This window comes from Rhodococcus sp. OS5, assembly GCF_056837585.1.
Genome location: NZ_JBWWRK010000002.1, coordinates 190,760 through 209,350, shown reverse-complemented (window position 1 = coordinate 209,350; position 18,591 = coordinate 190,760). Strand labels below are relative to the sequence as shown.

At 55.6% G+C, this 18,591-nt stretch carries 14 protein-coding genes and 1 pseudogene; 11 read left to right on the top strand and 4 right to left on the bottom strand.

Going from position 1 to position 18,591, the window contains the following annotated elements:
- The first annotated feature begins 514 nt into the window (after positions 1–514).
- The 5 genes and pseudogenes from ACVZUB_RS30940 to ACVZUB_RS30920 all read left to right on the top strand — a co-directional run.
- On the top strand, positions 515–1,183 hold the full coding sequence (locus ACVZUB_RS30940) for an enoyl-CoA hydratase-related protein (protein ID WP_482628957.1): 669 nt from the start codon (positions 515–517) through the stop codon (positions 1,181–1,183).
- 210 nt (positions 1,184–1,393) lie between these two features.
- Entirely contained in the window at positions 1,394–2,572 is a 1,179-nt protein-coding gene (locus ACVZUB_RS30935; RefSeq protein WP_482628862.1) for a trans-sulfuration enzyme family protein, read from the top strand.
- Between the two features lie 499 nt (positions 2,573–3,071).
- On the top strand, positions 3,072–4,616 hold the full coding sequence (locus ACVZUB_RS30930; RefSeq protein ID WP_482628861.1) for an AMP-binding protein: 1,545 nt from the start codon (positions 3,072–3,074) through the stop codon (positions 4,614–4,616).
- A 2,555-nt stretch (positions 4,617–7,171) separates the two neighbouring features.
- Positions 7,172–8,515, top strand: a complete 1,344-nt coding sequence (locus ACVZUB_RS30925) for a purine-cytosine permease family protein (RefSeq protein WP_482628860.1) — start codon at positions 7,172–7,174, stop codon at positions 8,513–8,515.
- Positions 8,516–9,376: 861 nt separating this feature from the next.
- Positions 9,377–9,499, top strand: a pseudogene (locus tag ACVZUB_RS30920) (IS30 family transposase); the annotation flags it as partial.
- Between the two features lie 883 nt (positions 9,500–10,382).
- Here ACVZUB_RS30920 and ACVZUB_RS30915 read toward each other — a convergent pair.
- The 4 genes from ACVZUB_RS30915 to ACVZUB_RS30900 all read right to left on the bottom strand — a co-directional run bounded on the left by ACVZUB_RS30915 (position 10,383) and on the right by ACVZUB_RS30900 (position 14,388).
- Positions 10,383–10,832, bottom strand: coding sequence for an acyl-CoA thioesterase (locus tag ACVZUB_RS30915; protein WP_482628956.1), 450 nt, complete (start codon positions 10,830–10,832; stop codon positions 10,383–10,385).
- 812 nt (positions 10,833–11,644) lie between these two features.
- Positions 11,645–12,067: a PAS domain-containing protein gene (locus tag ACVZUB_RS30910; protein ID WP_482628859.1), complete on the bottom strand. Its 423-nt coding sequence runs from the start codon at positions 12,065–12,067 to the stop codon at positions 11,645–11,647.
- A 40-nt stretch (positions 12,068–12,107) separates the two neighbouring features.
- The gene (locus tag ACVZUB_RS30905) at positions 12,108–13,355 is read right to left on the bottom strand and encodes a putative manganese transporter (protein ID WP_482628858.1); all 1,248 of its coding nucleotides are present in this window, start codon (positions 13,353–13,355) and stop codon (positions 12,108–12,110) included.
- A complete protein-coding gene (locus ACVZUB_RS30900; RefSeq protein WP_482628857.1) occupies positions 13,348–14,388 on the bottom strand; it encodes a phosphotransferase enzyme family protein in 1,041 nt (346 codons plus the stop codon). The genes ACVZUB_RS30905 and ACVZUB_RS30900 overlap by 8 nt, the downstream gene beginning before the upstream one ends.
- A gap of 332 nt (positions 14,389–14,720) precedes the next feature.
- Between ACVZUB_RS30900 and ACVZUB_RS30895 the strand changes: the two genes are divergently transcribed.
- From ACVZUB_RS30895 to ACVZUB_RS30870, 6 genes are all read left to right on the top strand, one after another.
- Entirely contained in the window at positions 14,721–16,214 is a 1,494-nt protein-coding gene (locus ACVZUB_RS30895) for an aldehyde dehydrogenase family protein (protein WP_482628856.1), read from the top strand.
- Positions 16,207–16,812 carry a BMC domain-containing protein gene (locus ACVZUB_RS30890; protein ID WP_482628853.1) on the top strand — a complete coding sequence of 202 codons (606 nt, stop codon included), beginning with the start codon at positions 16,207–16,209 and terminating at the stop codon, positions 16,810–16,812. The genes ACVZUB_RS30895 and ACVZUB_RS30890 overlap by 8 nt, the downstream gene beginning before the upstream one ends.
- Positions 16,809–17,240 carry a hypothetical protein gene (locus tag ACVZUB_RS30885; RefSeq protein ID WP_482628852.1) on the top strand — a complete coding sequence of 144 codons (432 nt, stop codon included), beginning with the start codon at positions 16,809–16,811 and terminating at the stop codon, positions 17,238–17,240. Before ACVZUB_RS30890 ends, ACVZUB_RS30885 begins: the two co-directional genes overlap by 4 nt.
- A complete protein-coding gene (locus ACVZUB_RS30880; protein WP_482628851.1) occupies positions 17,237–17,524 on the top strand; it encodes a EutN/CcmL family microcompartment protein in 288 nt (95 codons plus the stop codon). The genes ACVZUB_RS30885 and ACVZUB_RS30880 overlap by 4 nt, the downstream gene beginning before the upstream one ends.
- Positions 17,517–17,798 carry a BMC domain-containing protein gene (locus tag ACVZUB_RS30875; RefSeq protein WP_482628855.1) on the top strand — a complete coding sequence of 94 codons (282 nt, stop codon included), beginning with the start codon at positions 17,517–17,519 and terminating at the stop codon, positions 17,796–17,798. Before ACVZUB_RS30880 ends, ACVZUB_RS30875 begins: the two co-directional genes overlap by 8 nt.
- Positions 17,799–17,893: 95 nt before the next feature.
- Positions 17,894–18,553 carry a microcompartment protein gene (locus ACVZUB_RS30870; protein WP_482628955.1) on the top strand — a complete coding sequence of 220 codons (660 nt, stop codon included), beginning with the start codon at positions 17,894–17,896 and terminating at the stop codon, positions 18,551–18,553.
- The last annotated feature ends 38 nt before the right edge of the window (positions 18,554–18,591 follow it).

The window sequence follows — 18,591 nt, the reverse complement described above, 5'->3', positions numbered from 1 at the left end:
AGGCGAATGAACGGTAGGACATCGACTGAATCTGCGGCAGTGAGAGACACTACCGAACAGAGAACCGATATTCGAGCCTGGCAAGTCTGACGTTGTACTGCCGATCGACTTTTGAATCGAATGAAATATAATTGTAAGTTCGTAGTATTCTCATACGACGAGCCCTGACGGTGGAGAGGCAATTGAACAAACAGGAGAGGATTCTGCTCGACTTTCATAAAAAATGGATGCCATTCGATGGGCCAGATCCAGAAGATATTTTTGTAGAGTTCGGCATATCGATAATGGAGTATCGTAAACGTATCTCTGAAATTATCTCAGCCGGCGGGGATTCTAAAGATCGATCGATGTAAATCCGTTGCATGATTTCTATCTCGGTTAATGCTCTGTTCAGGAGAAAATAGAAACCTGATAGGAAGCCTGCAGCTTCTCGAAAGCGGATGTGGTGAGTTCGGGGGCTTTGGACGCGAGATGATCGATGACCGCTATTTCAAATCAAGATAAGAAGGAAAACGTGACTGTAACGCTTGAATTCCGAGACAATGTCGCAATGCTTAACCTAGGTGGCGGAGAGAATCGCTTTTCCCCGGAGTGGTTGGACTCAGTCAACGCGAACCTAGACCAAGTCGAAGCAAACGCAAAGGCGTTGCTGACGGTGGGCAGTGGGAAATTCTATTCCAACGGCCTCGACCTAGAGTGGCTCGAATCTAACGAGGGCCGCGGCGAGTGGTACGTTGAACAAATTCAGGGACTGTTTAGCAGGATTCTGACTTTCCCTATGCCAACCATTGCCGCAGTGAATGGACACGCGTTCGGCGCAGGTTCCATGTTTGCTATCGCACACGATTACCGCTTCATGCGCGAAGACCGTGGCTACTTCTGTTTTCCAGAGGTTGATATCAATATTCCGTTCACAACCGGTATGGCAGCTTTGATTCAGGCGAAGCTGTCACCTCAAGCTGCGATCACAGCCATGACGACCGGCCGACGATTCGGCGGGGCCGACGCGGCGGCTATCGCAATGGTCGACGGGACCGCATCTGAGGGCGATTTATTGCCTACAAGCCTCGAATATGTCTCAAATATATCTCACAAGGACAACGGTACATTCGGGGCTATCAAGGCTACAATGTTCGATTCGGTAACAACTGCACTACGGTTGGGTGGCAGCCTTTCGGCGTAACAACTTTCGGAGAAACAGTAGATCTTCTTCGCACAGTGCTGGAGAGAATGTACACTCTATATTGGCTTCGTCAGATCCGCCTGATAAATCTATACTCTGTTTCTAGGGATTGATATGAATATCATCAGATGAGGTGGTGGCGATGACGATGAGTTTGTCCTTGGGATGTCGCCCGATCCGCAATTTCAATGATTCGTAACGGAGAACAATATGGATAGCTCCACTGGAGGTCAATCTACACGAGCGATACACGCATCGACCACCCGGGATGGGTTGGGAGCGCCGCACTTACCGATCTACAATACGACTACCTTTACTTTCCAAAATACTGCAGCACTTCTTGACGTCGTAGAAGGTCGAACGAAAGGAAGCCTCTACAGTAGGTTGGGGCTAAATCCCAACGTCGTCGCTCTGGAAGAAACGATGGCCTCGATCGAGGGAGTCGAAAAAGCGCTAGCCTTCTCCTCTGGTATGGCAGCTATTACCGCACTTTTTGCTGCATATGGTCGTTCCGGGATCGTATGTATCGGTGATGCTTACGGAGGCACGCTTGAATTGCTTACCGATCAACTTCCACTTCTCGGAATTTCGGCACATTTCTTGTTGGGCAGTGAGATTGAACGGCTCGAGGGGCTTCTCGAGAGCGGTACGCGGCTAGTCTTTTTTGAAACACCCACCAACCCCCGTTTGGAAATCTTCGACGTCGCAAAGTTGTCTGCACTCGCTCACAGCTTTGGAGCTCTGGTTGCCATCGACAATACATTTGCTTCACCAGTTAATCAGCTCCCCCACGCTCTCGGTGCTGATATTGTGTTGTATTCTGCGACGAAGTCTCTTGGTGGACACTCGGACGTTACCGGAGGTCTATTGCTCGGTGACGCGGAGCTGATAGATCCGATCTGGCCGTGGCGAAAGAATTTCGGAACTTCGATTGCGCCAGAACCTGCTGCACTGCTATCAAGAAGCCTGCGGACTCTCGCAGTTCGAGTAAATGCTCAAACCGTCTCAGCCCAAGCGATCGCGGACGAACTTGAATCCGATCGTCGCGTGACACGGGTCTTTTATCCGGGCCTGAAATCGTTTCCGGGACATGAACTTGCGTCCGCTCAGATGAGTGGCTTCGGCGGCATGCTAACCATCGAAGTCGCCGGAGACGCTCACGCGGCCGCTCAGGTCGTCGACCGTCTATCGATCTTTTCACTCGCCCCCAGCCTCGGTGGAGTGGAAAGTTTGGTTTCACAGCCGACTGCAACGTCACACCATGGGCTCAGCGCAGAGGAATTGGGTCGGCGAGGCATTACAGATTCTATGATTCGACTATCAGTGGGCTTGGAAGACACGGTAGATCTTATAGCTGATCTCACTCACGCACTCGACGCAATGCGCTAGGCCGTACACACGTCAGGAACCGGTTCCTGGACTGAGTTTGCTGGGGCAAGCACTAACGTGGACGGCATAAGAATTTGCAGAGGAAATCTCGCCGGCAAGTATTCCCGCGTCTCGCGGCATCGACAATCGAAGCAGAGTGGAGATGAACCCTTCCGCAACCCCGTTCTCGAAGGTCGTTTGGCAGGGTGCAAAGGATCGATGGACACTGCTGGGCGTCACACGATGTTTCGTCCGGCAGCCATCTCGGTTGTTTGTCGACGAGACTTATGTAGCCTGCCACCCGAGCTCGAGATTCCTTCGATGTCGTTTGTGGCGAACTGAGGCGCCAACTGTCCCGCGGCTATGGCGTTTCGCAATCGTAGTTCGCTAATTCGTTGCCGCCCTTGCTTTTACCCATCGCGAGCTCGGACCCTCAGGAGTTTGAAATGTATTGACGAGGAAACTGTTGAGGGAGAGAGTTTCAACCGTCAGGCAGCAGGTCGGTCATCGGGAGGTTTCAATGTTCGTTCCGTTCAGTGTCAACGATTTTCTAGACCGTGCGGTCTCTGTGTACGGGGAGAGGATTGGTGTGGTGGATGAGCCACACCAATCCGATCTTGGTGGACTGACCTACGTGGAGGTCAGGGGTCTGGCGCAGCGTCAGGCCGCCAAGCTCGACGAACTAGGTATCGAGGTGGGAGAACGCGTAGCGATCGTCAGCAAGAACAGCAGTCGTCTCCTCATCTCGTATTACGGTGTCAGCGGCTGGGGACGGGTGCTGGTGCCTGTCAACTTCAGATTGAGCGCTGACGAAGTGCAATACATTGTCGATCAGTCGGGGGCCCGCGTGCTCTACGTGGATCCGGAACTCGCGGATTCTTTGGTCGGCGTCCGATGTGAGCACAAGTTCGTTCTGGGAAACGACGAAGACCTCTATGCGGGTCCGGGTATTGAGCCACAGGCGTGGGAGCACGATGAGCGGGCTACGGCGACCATCAACTACACCTCCGGGACGACCGCTCGACCCAAAGGGGTCCAGATCACACACCGGAACATCTGGGTGAACGCGCTGACTCTCGGCCTGCATGTGCAGATCAGTGACCGCGATGTGTATCTGCACACTCTGCCGATGTTTCATGCGAACGGTTGGGGCATGCCGTTCGCGATGACCGGCGTCGGTGCTCAACACGTCGTGCTACGGAAGATCGATGGAACGGAGATACTGCGACGGGTCCGAGACCATGGCGTCACTATCTTGTGCGGCGCCCCGGCGGTTGCGGCTGCTGTTCTCGAGGCGGCCCGCACGTGGGATGGCGAGCTACCGGGACGTGACCGGGTCCGAATGGTTGGCGGCGGGGCACCACCGCCAACCAAAACGGTCGTCCGCCTGCAGGAAGAGCTTGGGTGGGAGTTCATCCAAATCTATGGCTTGACCGAGACCTCACCGCTTCTGACGATCAACCGGAGCCGAGCAGAATGGGACGATCTTCCGGCGGAAGCCCGTGCCCAGAAGCTCACTCGTGCAGGCGCACCCGCCCTTGGCGTCCGGTTGAAGATCGACGAATCGACAGAGACTGCGGGGGAGGTGCTGGCCCAGTCCAACGTGATTCTCGAGGGATATTGGGAGAAACCACTCGAGACCGAGGCTGCGTTGGCCGGCGGATGGTTCCACACCGGGGATGGTGGATATATTTCCGAGGACGGCTACCTCACGATCTCCGACCGCAAGAAAGATGTCATCGTCACCGGCGGCGAGAACGTCTCCTCCATCGAGGTGGAGGACGCACTCTTCTCACATCCCGCGATCGCCGAAGTGTGTGTCATCGGGGTACCGAGCGAGAAATGGGGTGAGACAATCAAAGCGCTTGTCGTGCTTACTACAGATGCGGCACCGACCACCGATCTGGAAGCTGAATTGATCCGCTGGTGCAAAACGCGGCTCGCGGGCTACAAGGCGCCGACGTCGGTGGAGTTCAGAGATGAACTTGCGCGCACGGCCACGGGCAAGCTGCAAAAGTTCAAGCTTCGAGCGCAGTATTGGGAGGCTGGTGATCAGGTGAACTAATGCATGATTTGAGGCGTACGGTCGATACGCGCCACCGATGTCGAAGCCGACTGTGTTCGTGATGGAGAAGTTTGCTTCTACGGGGCGAACTCCGACAGTGGCAGAGCACGATTGTATCGAACGCGACAGGGCCGGCGTCTGTCTTCACTCATCCGGAAGCACGCCAGTCGTGACAGGCGGATCGCCTCGCATGCCGGTATCTGCGGGCGTCGTTGTGCCCTCCACAGGGACCGGCTGCACCGTGATCGGGGACAGTAGGTTCTCCGGAACTACAGCGGTTCGATGACCCGAAGGAAACCGACTTTCGTCTAAGGGGTAGCAAGAGTACCCTGTAGCGACGTCGGCTCGGTCGACTCGTCGTCGATGCTCATGCCGCTTGTGGAGACACCAAGCAGGGACGGCATCCGAGATGGCGCGAACGGACACTGTTTGACAAATTGTCGAATAGTGTTGATTCAAGCAGTTTTCGACTCAATCGTTGCCACGTCAAGGCGGTTGTGCGAATCCTTTGGCCTTGATCAAGGGCATGAAAGGTGTTGTCCCATGCCTGGAGTCGACGGCACATGCCCGAACGGATTCACCGCAAACTGTGTCACGGCGGCGAACTCGCCCCCCAAGACACTGACAGCGTGGATATGCCCGACACTCGACGTCGTTCAGTGCCCGCCCGTTACAACTGGCGTAAGCGGTATGGCGGCGTGGAGACCGAGACGCCACAGGGTTCGAAGAACTCAAGAACGAAATGCCTTACTCCAGAAAATCCACGCCGAGGACGAGCTCGAAAAAGGTTGCGCTCAAGGAGATCGCTCGGGAAGATTCTGCGCTCGACCACTGTCGTCGTGCTTCAACAGACTTGGTGTTCTCGCCGCGGTGACCGCAGCACTCGGTGACGGCCGCTGGGCGGCGCGGATCGTCCGAGAGGTTCGCGTGCAAGTTTGCTGGTCAACCGCGATCGACCCAAGACAGAAAAGTAGCGAGGAACCCCCGGCGATCCGGTTGCCGATCTTTGGAAGTGGTTGCGGGACTGCGCCAAAGCCGACCAGCGAAGGGGCTCCGGCGGGCGTGGGCAGATTCGCGTGTCGCTGGCTGGGTGATCCGCAGGAAGAACGTGCGGTGTGTTTGGCGTGAGGAAGTGCTGTGGGTGACGGTCCACAAGATCCGGAAGCGGGTCAGCTCTTCGGCGACTCCGATGGCCGAGGTGGACGCACCGAAAGTGTTGTGGGCAAACGACTGTCAGTTCGATTCTGCCATCAGCGGCCGCCGCTTTCTGGTTTGCATTGATCGTCGTCGAACATCTTCGTCGGACGGTGCTCATCGTGGTCGAGAGATCCATTTCCGCTGAGGGTCTCGTCGCAGCTGGGAGACGTCGTTTGCGCCCTGGGGGACCCAACGCAGGTGCTGCGGTGCGACAACGAGGCGGAGTGCATTTCGAAGTGCTGCTAACGTTCCGCGGGTCAGCCTTTTATAGGCTGCGTTCGGCCTGGTCAAGTGCGGAACCGGTGCATCGAGTCGTTCAACAGTCGTGGTCGTGACGACTGCCTGAATATGAATCAGTTCCACCTCGGTGATTGGCCACAATTGCAAAGCCATTGAAATGAATCGGGCTACTCGCTTGCTGGGGCGACCGGACGAGAGACGTCCGTGTCGCTCGGACCACCTTCACATGCGATTGACTGCTCAATCAAGGCGCGGACGAACTGGCTGACTGTCTGTCCCCTGGACTTGGCAAGATGTTCGAGATTATTTCGAGTCGTGCGACCAATTCTGACAGTGAGTGAGGGCATCGCGATCCACCAGTTCTGTTTGACGAGAATCTCATGACAACCACCTGCTTCTAAACCTTCCGTGTCCGCGCTGAGTGCTGGACGAACTTCAAAATGCCTCCACTGCAATGGAACTCATCGATCGTCATGCCGACGGGGTGCTCAGGGCCCGGCCGAGAGCCTAGGTTGTCGCGTCGTGCTGGGCAAGAGTTCGCGGAGTGTCTCACCGTTCGAAGGTTCCGTTCGAACGCAATGTACGGATCCGAGAGTGAGTACGGAGCGTACTTCAGTAACGCGAATGTAACCAGGAGACAACCAAAAAATCCGCCCAATGGGTTGCAATGGTTGCAGCAGGGATCTACTCTGTTGTGACGGTCAACACACCGGACAGCCGTCATTTGTGGAGCACGCCGATTCGAGGGGCTACGGGATGTGAACCCATGGCGTTTGTCAATGCCTGCCCAAGCGTGCCTGATCAATTTTAGGTAGCCCCACCATCTATTTGGACCGAGGTAGACGTGATCTTTTCTGAATACGTGCTCCGAAGCTGACCGGGCATCGACAAATCGGGCTGCGTCCGTTTTCGGGTTGTCAATGTTCAGCACCCCAGGGATGTTTGCGACGACTTCTGAGCGTCCAAAATTATCCGGCTGCCCCGTGGCGATAAGTCACTCTTAATCTCTGCTGCTCCCCATTCAATCGCCATCGTCGGCGAACCTCAGCGAAGCCTGAAGAAAAGAGATCGGAATACACATGCAGTCCAACATAAGTAAGGGCGAAGAAAGTCCAGGAGTGGCAGCGCTACCGGAGGGCGATCGGGTACCGCGGTGGTCGCTTTTCATGGCCTTCTGGGGAATGACATCGGCAATGATCTGGCTATTTATTGGGCAGGCTGCCAGCACTGCAGTGGGTCCCATGAATGCAATCGTGGCGATGGTTCTCACTGTAATGACATACGGTGTCATTACAGCGATGCTGGCGCGGCGCGCAATCAAGACTGGCGAGACTGTTAGCCTATTCTCTAATCGAGTGTTTGGTGCCAGCGGATCTGCGGTGGCAGCTCTTCTCTTCGGCGTTACGGCGCTGTATTTTGCCACCTTTGAAGGATCTTTGATGTCGATCGCCTTGCATCAGTATTTTGGCGGGAACATCAAGATCTGGTATCTGGTCATCATTTTGGTTTCCGTACCCTTGGTAGCAGGAGGGATCCAGAATTGGCTGGATCGTCTTAACGGGATTTTGCTTCCATTTTATGTCTTCGGATTGATAGCGATTATCATCGCAACAACGGTTAAGCAAGGCTACCCAGACGGCTGGCTCACATCGCCTGCTCCTGCCGACCTTCCACTTCCCGGTTGGCTGATGGCATATCTCATGTTCATGGGCACTTGGGTCATGATGATGTACACATTTGATTTCGCACGGCATGGACGAAAAGAGGATTCGAAGTTCCACGCTAACATCACCTTCGGATGGGTCTTCTACGTCGTTTGTTTCCCCATTGCAGGTTTGTGTGGAATCTATCTAACCTCTGCATGGAATCAAGGAAACAGTCAAGGGGCCATAATTAGCGCAATCTTGAGCGCATTGGGTGGTGTCGGTCTCTTTATTTTCCTTGTTTCGCAAATCCGTATTCAGAGTGCCAATTTTTTCTCGGCGTCCGGAAACCTTGAGCGTTTCGTTGAACAGATCACAGGGCGGGCTACGCCGCGTGTACTATGGGTGGTTTTGGTCGGAATTGGTGTTTATGTCTTCATGTTGACCGATGTTGTTAGCTACCTGAATACAGCCCTCGCTTGGCAGGGTGTATTTATCACTTCTTGGGTGATTATCGTGGTGTTCTGGTTGATCATCAACGGTCGAAAGACTGAAGCGGAACTAAACGGCAAGGTTCCGGGGAAGGTACTAAGCTGGCCGCTCGCTGCATGGATCATATCGTCTGTCGCGGGGATTATATTGGTCGAGCAAGAGAGCTCATTGAAGTTGTCGTTGCTGGCACCTATCCTCACAGTAATTCTGACGGTTATTCTATACGTTCCATTTGCTTTGCAGAGGCGTTCCCCTTCGCACGGGAACAGGTCAGGACAGAACATCTCTGAGTCGGAAGACACGTCACGAGAAAGCGTTACCGAATAGGAGCCAGTCCGGAAGTGACGTCACAGAGAGAGTCGTAATCCGGCTACAGCACTGTGGCGTCAACTTCTGGCTTGAGTTCCAAGGATCGTTGCACCTGACTTCATCAGGAGCTGTACGTTCGAGATCTGCAGTTGTACGTTCGAGATTTGCGCAAACCGTGAAATCCCGCAGGGGCGGCGACGATCGAACGAGGTACGAGAGTAGTTCTTGGAACTCGTGACGCTGAGATCGGCTGCAAGTGGAGCAGTGAGAATCGTCGGCGTGAACTATCAAATGACGAAGTCTTGGTGCGCTGGAATCTGGTGGGGACCGAACGAGACAAAGGCCGGTACGACCACATTTCGCAGCTGCGGCCGTACCGGCCTCTTGTGTCTGCGCGCTGTTTGAATGAGGGCGATCGTGTGACCAACGCCGACCGACTTGCCGGCGAGGGGCGAGATAGTCGGTCGCTCGCGAAACCTTGCAGAATCCACCGACATTCACGGTGAAGTGCGCCGCAACCGTACGCGGAAATCGGCACCCACCGCCGTACGATGCCATCAACCGGACCGTAGACCTCGACCGAAGCCGGGCAAGTCGCTCAGCTCGACGAACTGCGTGCCTGCATCCAGGCAAAACTTGTTCTGCGGTGGTGCCTGAAGCAGATTGGTCGGACCTTGCTGCGATTTCCCTGTTAATCAGGGGATGCACGTGGCCGACGAAAATCTACTTTACCTTTACAAACCAGTGTCGGAACGCGCTGTGACGTGAGTTGCATAGAGTCGCTGCGCGCGGGCCGTGCCCGTCGAAAGGTCGCGCCGGCAAGCTGCAGCAGCGGGCAATCCCGCTAACACGACTCCGTGGTCATGATCAGCGACTTAGATCGAAGACAGAGCCCTGCCCGGTCATTGGGAAGGCGACCTCATCACTGGTGAGAACCACAACTCCGCCATCGGAACTCTTGTCGAACGCACCACCCGCTGCGTCGCACTCGCGTATCTGCCTGGCAACCGCGAAGCCGAAGGCCGTTCCGCGAAATTCTCGATCGAAGTGAAGACAAGGTCTCGGTAACGCTTATCAGGGAGTGCGAGTACTTCCGTTTCGACGGGAGATCCGGACGGGTGCAAAAGCTGGCGGTCTATTCGGAGGGGTTCGGTCACCCGGCAGCTGCCTGACACGAGTTGGCAGCCGTGCCGTGTCCTCCGAACAACTTGTACAGAGGCGAAGCATTCCAACACCGGGTCTAGAGGTTGCGGGAATGGTCGTTGTTGACGTGGGACTGAGATGGGTGGCTGGTCCTCGGGGTGAGAAGGGGAGTTGCGTCACAACCGTTCTCGACCAAGGAGGACCAGCCCTTTGCCACATCGCAAAGCTCCACTGACTGTCGAAGGTAGACGAACTCTGATCGAGAGCGTGGGGCCGACCAGTCCGGGGTCGTCGCATGGATTCGATCGAGCCCACGATCCCCGACCCTGTGGCGGTCGGGGATCGTGGGGTGCGCTGGATGGGCATGTAATCCCAGACCTTCGTACTGACGATACCTACCGATTCACTTGGAGGCGCATTAGCGGGGGATACCGGTTTCTGCATCGGCGTGGTCGATTGGACGGACCATGCTACCGGCACCAGATTTCACCGCTTCATCGCAAGAAGCGTGGCGTTACCGCATCAAGCCGTACACCTCTCAAACACAACGGAAGGGTGGAGCAGTTTGGGGCGCACCCTCGCCGAAGAACCGTTCTACTCCCGTGAGTACACCAGCGAGCCGCACCGGCGCACTGTCGTCGAAGTTTGGAAAGTTCGCTAAAATTATCACCGACCGCATTCAGCACGCGGAGGAAGAGACAGCAGTGTATTTTTGCTATCGATCCTGTTTGGTGTCTGAATCTCAGGTCAAATCAGAGGACTGTGCGTTGCGCACAGCTTCTAGAGTCAGACGTCGATTGCGCGCAGCGGTATGACGTTCACGTTCAATTTCGTTTCTTGGGGTTGCCGGACAGATGGGTTTTGGGCTCCCCGATTCGTCCACCGACACCATTGTGAAGTAACAACTATTTGTATGCCGTCGCTCTCCTGTCTCGATACGTTCCGCCACTATCCTAACGCCGACTTCCATTGAAGTTCGGCCTGTGTAGTTGACAGTTGCCGAAAATGTTACCAGTTCACCTACGTGAATTGGTTCTCGAAAAATAACCCGATCGACGGAAAGGGTAACTACATATGACCGGGAATATTGGGTGGCACAGGCATATGCGACTTGATCAAGTAGTTTGAGAAGGGCGCCGCCATGGACATTGCCAGAAAAATTACTCATGTCTGGGGTCATCAAAACTGACATTTCCAATGACCGCGGGCCGGGTGTCGATTTCGATTGAGAAAAGCTGCTCTTATCGATCTTGTTGCCGGACAGTACAATCTCTTCGTCCTCGGATGAGAGTGAATTCTGCTCATCCAGTTCCCACATGCCTTGGCTATATGACCGGATGACACGGTTGTCGCCGTCAAGCACTACGAGAGCGCCGGATGATCTTACTGCCCAGCTATTCGCGTTATGGAAACATCGTGTAGTTCCACGACTAATTATGTGGAAACAATCAGGGCAATGATTTGTTCGGCTAGAAATGGTATTCAACTTTTTTGGGGAAGCGTATTCAATGTCAATTTTTCTAGCTGCGGCATTCATATTTTCCTTTTGTCGTAAAATTGGAGTGCTGATGCGCTCAATGTTCCGTTAGAATGCTCGACTGACCTGCGTGATGGTTTTGCGGGAATTCGCGCGAATGAGAACTGACTCCTGAATTCAGGATCTAGTGGTGGTTGTTTAGTTTCGACTCTATCGTGACAAATCGATTCAACCTGGAAATGAATTGAAAGTTTTCGCCATGCAAGCGAGTCAATGGAGATTGGCGAGGCTGGTCTTGGTCTGAATGCCTGAAATTAGCTCTTGTGCGTCAGGCTGAAGGCCTTCTTGTTATAGAAAATGATAGGTAGAAAGACTTTCTGTTGTCTAGGATGACCCTGCATTGTGGGGCAGTCTCAGTAGACAGTCTGATGCGTCACCCAGGAAACAACATGGCGATGTCTGCGTCGAATAGACCGTAGACACCGCCAATATGCTGAGAATCAACCAGTTTTGATCGGACTAGGTGTTTAGTCCTTGGACATGGAATCCGTCACATCTTCGTTTCCGTGAATGACGTAAATAACTTCTCCATTGTCGTCTAGGACGGGTGCATTTACGGCTGTAAACCAACGCTCTTCGTACCCGCCGCCTTCGTTGGCTGGACGCTCGACGGGATAACGAACAGCGCCTGGGATCCATTCGGTCTTCTTGCTCCGCCGCACCTGGTCGATAGCGGAAATGAACACGCTGTTTCCCTTGGCTTCCGGATCGTTCGGGTCGTCAGGGAATGCTTCGAGAAACATCTGCCCGATCAAGCCGTCGCGAGTACGCATTGCCATCTTCAGATAGCCGTCAGTCGCCGCAACGATTCGAAGGTCATTGTCGACTACGACCAAATTCGCGGGGGACTGCTCGAATATGGCCTCAAGGTCACGATTCGATAGCGTCATTGTGTGAGTCCTTTCGTGTTTGCTGGACGTAGTGTCGATCTTAGGTGAGCGTTAGTGCGACGAGACCGACAAGTATTGCTGGAACGGTCGTCAAGACAGTCGAGATCAGAGCTGACCGCCGGTGGACAGCGTAAAGGGGGATGAGCCCTGCTCCATCGTGGCTGACTAAGTATGCCAACAAGGCGGCCAGGGGCAACCCGCCGGCGACGAAGAGGCTGGCCATGACAACCTCAAGTCCACACGATGGCAATAGGCCGAGAGCGGCGCCGACGACAATGCCCAGAATCCCGTAGAAGGGCAAAGAGCCCGGCTCGAAACCCGTGAGTTCGGTGATAATCGCCAACAGCATAGACACAACACCGACAATGCTAACCATCGTGGCAGCTCTGAAAGCAGTGTGTCGCAATATAACTCGGATACTGGCTGTATCGACGCAGTGACAGTTGCGTCGATGGAGTCTGCCGCGGACAGCTACGGCCGCCGCCACCACAAAACCGGCGACACCCACTCCCAAGAATGTATGCGATCCAGCGAAGCCGGAAATGGTGTCCTCTTGAACACCGAGGAATTCAGTGGGAATTGCGAACACGATTCCCACTATGATCGCGATCCAAAATGCGAGGACGAAACCATCGGATCGTCGGTCTACATCGCGTGACGATGTGTCAGCCGGATTGATACAGCATGGCTCCGCCATTTCCCACCAACTGCGGCCCGGACCGCTCACGGGAGGTGGCTGCGACATAGCGGGGAACGTGGGCGGCGCTGAGGTAACGGGAAGAACGCGCACATCCGAGCGTTTTCCAGCTTCGTTCCGAGAGGGGGTCGATACAACGCCGACGGTTGTCGTGTTATCCGATCTCCACGTCGTGGCACCGGAATGTGCACGTGGCTCGATGCGAGCGAGGTCCACAAGGTAGCCGCCGACTGCGCCCACAACTAAGAACACCGCCTTGAGTTGCAGTGCGAGTAAAGGATCGAACGCAATCAGGACCCACGCAGAATCGCCCATCGTCGCGAGCAACGCGGCGACAACTGTTCCGTAGGTGACGCGGCGTTCGGCGTATAGAGCGACGGTCACTATCACCCCGCTGCATCCGGGTGGAAGCGATAGCAGCGCGGCTACCGCCGGCCCAGCTTGGGGAAATCGGGTCAGCCAGCGATCCCACTGCGAACCCCAACGTGCTCGCGCCATGCCCATCAAAGCGAGCATGAGCGCGATCAAAACGCCGACGCCGAAGAAGGCATCAGCGAGTGGATCGCCTAGAGCCTCCAACAACTCAGACATCAGTGTGTTCCAGGTTTGGTTCAATAGACTCGCTAGCGGTTAGCGAGGGGAGATCGAACGCAAACCAGCTTGGATCATTCACGTAGCGTCGCGCGAGGGTCGCGGTTTCAGCAGCTAAGTGCCCGCCTAAGGTTCGGGCCGGCTCGGATTCGGGGTGGGAAGAGATCCACGCAGTGATCATCAACCGCCGAAGCATCACGAAGGTCGGAATTTCGGCTACAGCTTCAGAGCTCAGCTCAGCGACGCTGACGTACCCGCGCAACCAGTCTTGCACTACCTCGTGAGATTCTGCGTGCGCTTCGTTCCATGTGATCACCGCTGCTAGGTCGGTTAGGAACCAGGACCATCCGCAATCGTCAAAGTCGATTACGACGATGTCGCCGTTCTGCACGATAAGGTTTGACATCCGCAAGTCTGCATGGACGAGTCCGAAACGGTCCGGACCGGTTCCGAATTTATCGAGCCTGTCTCGCACGAGGTTTTCGGCGATTTCGATCGCGTCGCGATCGTCCGAGGCCAAATTTGGAGCGCTTCTCCAGTCACCCCAGCGCCCGTCTTTTCCAAGCATTGTGCTCAGATCCCACCGAAATCGAGTGAACCCCTCCGGCAGTGCCCACTGCTGGACATGCTGATGCAATGTCGCCGTGATGACTCCCAGATCCCGGTAACGAATCCCGGATTCCTCGTCTTCAGCGCTGATGCCCGGAACGAACTCGAACGCATCGACAAAGCGGGTTTCTTCCTCGATTTGAACCGTAGAGACCGAACGACCGCTATTCGTAAGCCGAATTTGAGGCGTTTGAATTGACGACGCGGCACGCAAGCTCGCCATCCAGGAGAGTTCCGACTCGATCTCCGCCAGGCTGTTGTACCCCGGTCTGTGAACGCGAATTACGACGCGCTCGTTGCCTTGCTGAGCGAGGTAAGTGCCGTTCTCAGAAAAGCTGATGAGTGTGAGAGCAGCACCTTTCAATCCGTACTCCGCAAGTGCCGCGCGGGCGAATGGTTCGTAGGCAGCAGCGTTCTCCGACATGTGTGAATCTCCTTGGAATGAAAGCAGGCCAACGCTGCCCGCAAGGACTGCCACTTCGATGTGTGGTGAGCCCAGTCACAGTATTGGAACACCTTATAGCGACCATATGCAAACCACAACCGCAATGCTGGGCAGGGTGAGCGTGCTCCTCGTGCCCTGCCATCTGAGGGCGACTTGGGGTCTCCACCAGTACATCAGTGTTTCTTGACACACCGCCGATGTCATGAGACCGTAGAGGCAACCTTTTACAACCATTTCAAATCACGGGTTCAACAGGCTGATTCGGCTGGTCGGTTAGCCGGGGCCCGCGGAGCAATCTATGGAAGGTCGAAGTGAAGACAACAGGATCTGATCTCTCCGCTGAAGTTGATGCCATTCTGGAGCGTGCACAGGATGCAGCGAAAGCGTTTGCCACTTTCGACCGATCGCAGGTCGATCGCATTGTGAGGGCTGTGGCCAACGTCGCAGAACGAAACGGTCGTCAGCTCGCCGAAAAGGCAGCTATCGAGACAGGTTTCGGGGTTTTCGAGCACAAAGTCGCCAAGAATGACGCGTTGTCATCTGGGTTCATCCGCGAATACGGCGATTTGGATCTAGTGGGGCATCAGGCAGATCCCAATCGCAAGACGCTGCTGTATCCAGTTCCAGCTGGCGTGATCTTCGCTGTCACTCCGTCAACGAGCCCAGTTGCAAACCTGTATTTCAAGGTGCTGTCTTGCTTGCTGACGCGCAATGCCATCGTGATCAGCCCACATCCCGCTGCTGTACAAACGAGCATCGAAGCTGCACGCATCCTCAGCCAAGCAGCGACAGAGGCTGGTGCGCCCGATGGCGTCGTCCAAATTTTGGAACACCCATCCGTGCCACTAATAGAATCGGTAATGGCCGATGAACGAGTGAAGCTGATCCTCGCGACTGGTGGATCAGCAGTTGTCAAGGCGGCGTACCGTTCGGGCACCCCAGCTATCGGGGTGGGGCCAGGAAACGCTCCAGTCGTGGTCGATGAAAGCGCAGATGTGACCAAAGCGGCCAGGGCCATTGTCGAGTCCAAGTCGTTCGACAACGGCATCCTGTGCACGGCGGAGTCTGTGTTGATCATGGTCGATTCGATTGCCGACCGTATGACGGAGCAACTGGTCCACCAAGGTGCTCATCTCTGCAGCCCGTCCGAGACCCGATCTATTCGCCAATACATGTACCCCGGCGGAAAATTCAACACCAAAGTTGTCGGTAGACCGGCATATGAAATTGCCAAAAATGCCGGTGTACACGTCCCTCGTGATACCAAGCTCCTTCTTACCCCGATTGACGAAATCGTGGACGCTGAACCCCTGACACATGAAAAACTGAGTCCGGTGCTAGCTGTCCTGAAAGTTTCGTCATTCGAGGACGCTACGGCAGCAGCCGTAGCGCTCGTCGAGAACGTCGGAATCGGGCACTCAGGCGTGATTCACAGCGAGAATCCTCAAAATGTGCTCGATTACTCGAAGCGCCTCCCTGTCCACCGAATTGCTGCAAATATCGGTGGGAGCCTCGGCAACGCAGGTATCGGGACGGGACTTGCGGTGACTATGTCCATCGGCACAGGCTTTGTGGGTGGGAGTTCTCTCGGAGAGAACCTCGCGCCTGAGCACCTCGTACAGTGGAAGCGAACTGCTTACCCCCTGTCCGATAACTTCCCCGATTTCGGATCCATGCGACCTTCGGTTGTGGGTAAGTCGCGCATTGATTCTGGTGCCGTGTTGGGTGATGGTGGGATGCGTGAGGAGTTGCGTCGGCTGATTGTCGAAGAGTTGCGCGGGTTGATTGGTCAAAGTCATGGCTGATCTCCGATCATTCATTTTCATCGACAAACTGCAGCCTCAGACGATGTGCTATCTCGGGACGTTCGTGCGCGGTAGTTTGCCCCGGATGAATATGTCAGCCCAGGTGATCGAAATCGCACCTGGTCTTGATATCGAAGCTCTCACCGATGTGGCTTTGAAGCATTCGCAGGTTCGCGCGGGGATGTTGGTCGTCGAACGTCAGTTCGGCTATCTCGAGATTCATTCACACTCGGCTGATGCGGTGCGGTTGGCGGCCGATGCAGTGCTCGATGCGTTGGGTGCCTCGGCCGCCGACGCCCGGCCGCCGGAGGTGATTGCGTCGAAGATCATTTCCAACGTTGACGACGAACATGCGTTTTTGATCAACCGCAACAAGTCCGGATCGATGTTGTTGCCTGGTGATTCGTTGTTCGTGATGGAGATGCAACCCGCGTCCTACGCAATTCTGGCGACCAACGAAGCCGAGAAAGCGAGTTCGATCAAGGTGGTCGATTACCGCATGATGGGTGCTTCGGGCCGGGTTTATCTTGCTGGGGACGAAGATTCGGTGCGCACAGCTGCAGAGGCTGCAACGGCTGCGTTGGAGTTGCGGCGATGACTGCCGATGACCGCGAGGGATTGCGTAGCCTGATCCGCGAGGTCATCAGGGATGTGCTGCCGGAGTTGGGGCTCTCACCCCAACCTCAGACGGTGGTCGTTTCGAACGATGATCAACTCAACGGTTTCGTTGCCACTCTGATCGCTATGCTCGACGATCCGACAACCGGCCCGCTCGTGCGTTCGGGACAACTCCGTTTCTGCCTTGAGACCGAAGTTGTCACTCCGTCGGAAACTGCTCGCGCGGTGAGCGAGGCCGCCACTGGTGCGGCAGACATCGAAATCGAGCGCGGAGCGTTGACCGAACGTACTGTCGAGCGTGCCATCTCCGATGGTGCCAGGCTCGTGCTCGGCGGTGCTGTCGTCATCACGCCATTGGCTCGCGAACGAATCCGCAAATCCGGTGTGACAGTGGTGTACCGGTCATGATCAAAGCAACCGTCATCGGTCCGGTATGGGCGACCAAACGACTCGACGGCTTTCCCTCCGGGGCGCTGCTGGAAGTTCAACGTCACGGTACCGAGCAGCGGTATGTCGCGTTGGATTATCTGGGCAGCGGAATCGGCGACCACGTGCTAGTTGCGTTGGGCAGCAGTGTCTCCCAGCACCTGTCTGGAAGCCCGCCCACTGATGCTCTGGTCGTGGGAGTCCTCGACCAGCCTTCGACCCCGAACACAACCAACATCCTACGAGAAGGAACCTCCAATGAGTGATGCAATCGGAATGATCGAAACCCGCGGCTACGTAGCCTCTCTCGCTGCTGCTGACGCTATGGTCAAAGCAGCCAACGTTACCCTCGTCGGTCGCGCAGAGGTCGGAAGCGGACTCATCGCTGTCATCATCAAGGGTGATGTCGGTGCGGTGAAAGCAGCAACCGAGGCGGGTGCAGAAACTGCCTCCACTATCGGAGAACTCGTTTCCGTTCACGTCATTCCTCGCCCCCATTCTGATCTCTCTAAGCACTTCATGATCAACGGGGATCAGTGATGACGAGGCCGACAACGAAGCCTGCAGCAAGCCCGAAGCGTGAGGCTTCGCCGGTCGAGTCCGAAACTGCGAAGCCTGCAGCCGGCGTGAAGCGTGTGTCTTCGCCGGTCGCGTCCGAAAATGCGAAGCCATCCACCGAACTTCGCGTCTATCTTCGAATCGAAGGAATGCAGCGGCAGTTCGCGGCCACTATGGCAACGCCGACACGTGCCCGGGGATATCCGCCGAAGGCCGGCGACCATTCACTGATCGTAGAAGTTGCACCCGCGTTGGCCATTCAACGGGTGATCGACGCGGCGCTGAAAGCGACTCCAGAGGTCGAGCCGGGATTGTTGTACGTCGAGCGGCAGTACGGCATCCTTGAGGTGCATAGCTCTAGCGCTGAGGTTGTGGATCAGGCGGGTAAGGCGATCCTTGAGATCCTTGACGCCAAGGCTGAAGATCAGCTCAAACCAAAGATTCTGTACAGCGACATCATTGAAGAAATAGGCGACCAGCACGCGGTCATTCTTAACCGCACCCGTGACGCGTCGATGTTGCTACCAGGTTCGGCATTGCTGGTCTACGAGATGGCGCCTGCTCTCTTCGCTGCCGTTGCAGCCAACAGTGCCGAACGCGTCGCCCCGAATCTAACGCTTGTCGATGTTCAGATGATCGGAGCTGCGGGACGCTTGTTCATTTCGGGTGACCTGGAAAGCGTCACCGCAGCCCGTGATGAGATCACGCGTGTCCTGGAGAACGTAATCGGTCGCTAATCACCAGGACTTCTCACGCACTACCGTCCCAGTCTCTG

Coding starts and splice junctions, on each gene's coding strand:
- ACVZUB_RS30935 (WP_482628862.1), top strand. CDS start 1,394: ATGGATAGCTCCACTGGAGGTCAATCTACACGAGCGATACACGCATCG.
- ACVZUB_RS30930 (WP_482628861.1), top strand. CDS start 3,072: ATGTTCGTTCCGTTCAGTGTCAACGATTTTCTAGACCGTGCGGTCTCT.
- ACVZUB_RS30915 (WP_482628956.1), bottom strand. CDS start 10,832: ATGTCAGTTTTGATGACCCCAGACATGAGTAATTTTTCTGGCAATGTC.
- ACVZUB_RS30910 (WP_482628859.1), bottom strand. CDS start 12,067: ATGACGCTATCGAATCGTGACCTTGAGGCCATATTCGAGCAGTCCCCC.
- ACVZUB_RS30905 (WP_482628858.1), bottom strand. CDS start 13,355: ATGTCTGAGTTGTTGGAGGCTCTAGGCGATCCACTCGCTGATGCCTTC.
- ACVZUB_RS30900 (WP_482628857.1), bottom strand. CDS start 14,388: ATGTCGGAGAACGCTGCTGCCTACGAACCATTCGCCCGCGCGGCACTT.
- ACVZUB_RS30890 (WP_482628853.1), top strand. CDS start 16,207: ATGGCTGATCTCCGATCATTCATTTTCATCGACAAACTGCAGCCTCAG.
- ACVZUB_RS30885 (WP_482628852.1), top strand. CDS start 16,809: ATGACTGCCGATGACCGCGAGGGATTGCGTAGCCTGATCCGCGAGGTC.
- ACVZUB_RS30880 (WP_482628851.1), top strand. CDS start 17,237: ATGATCAAAGCAACCGTCATCGGTCCGGTATGGGCGACCAAACGACTC.
- ACVZUB_RS30875 (WP_482628855.1), top strand. CDS start 17,517: ATGAGTGATGCAATCGGAATGATCGAAACCCGCGGCTACGTAGCCTCT.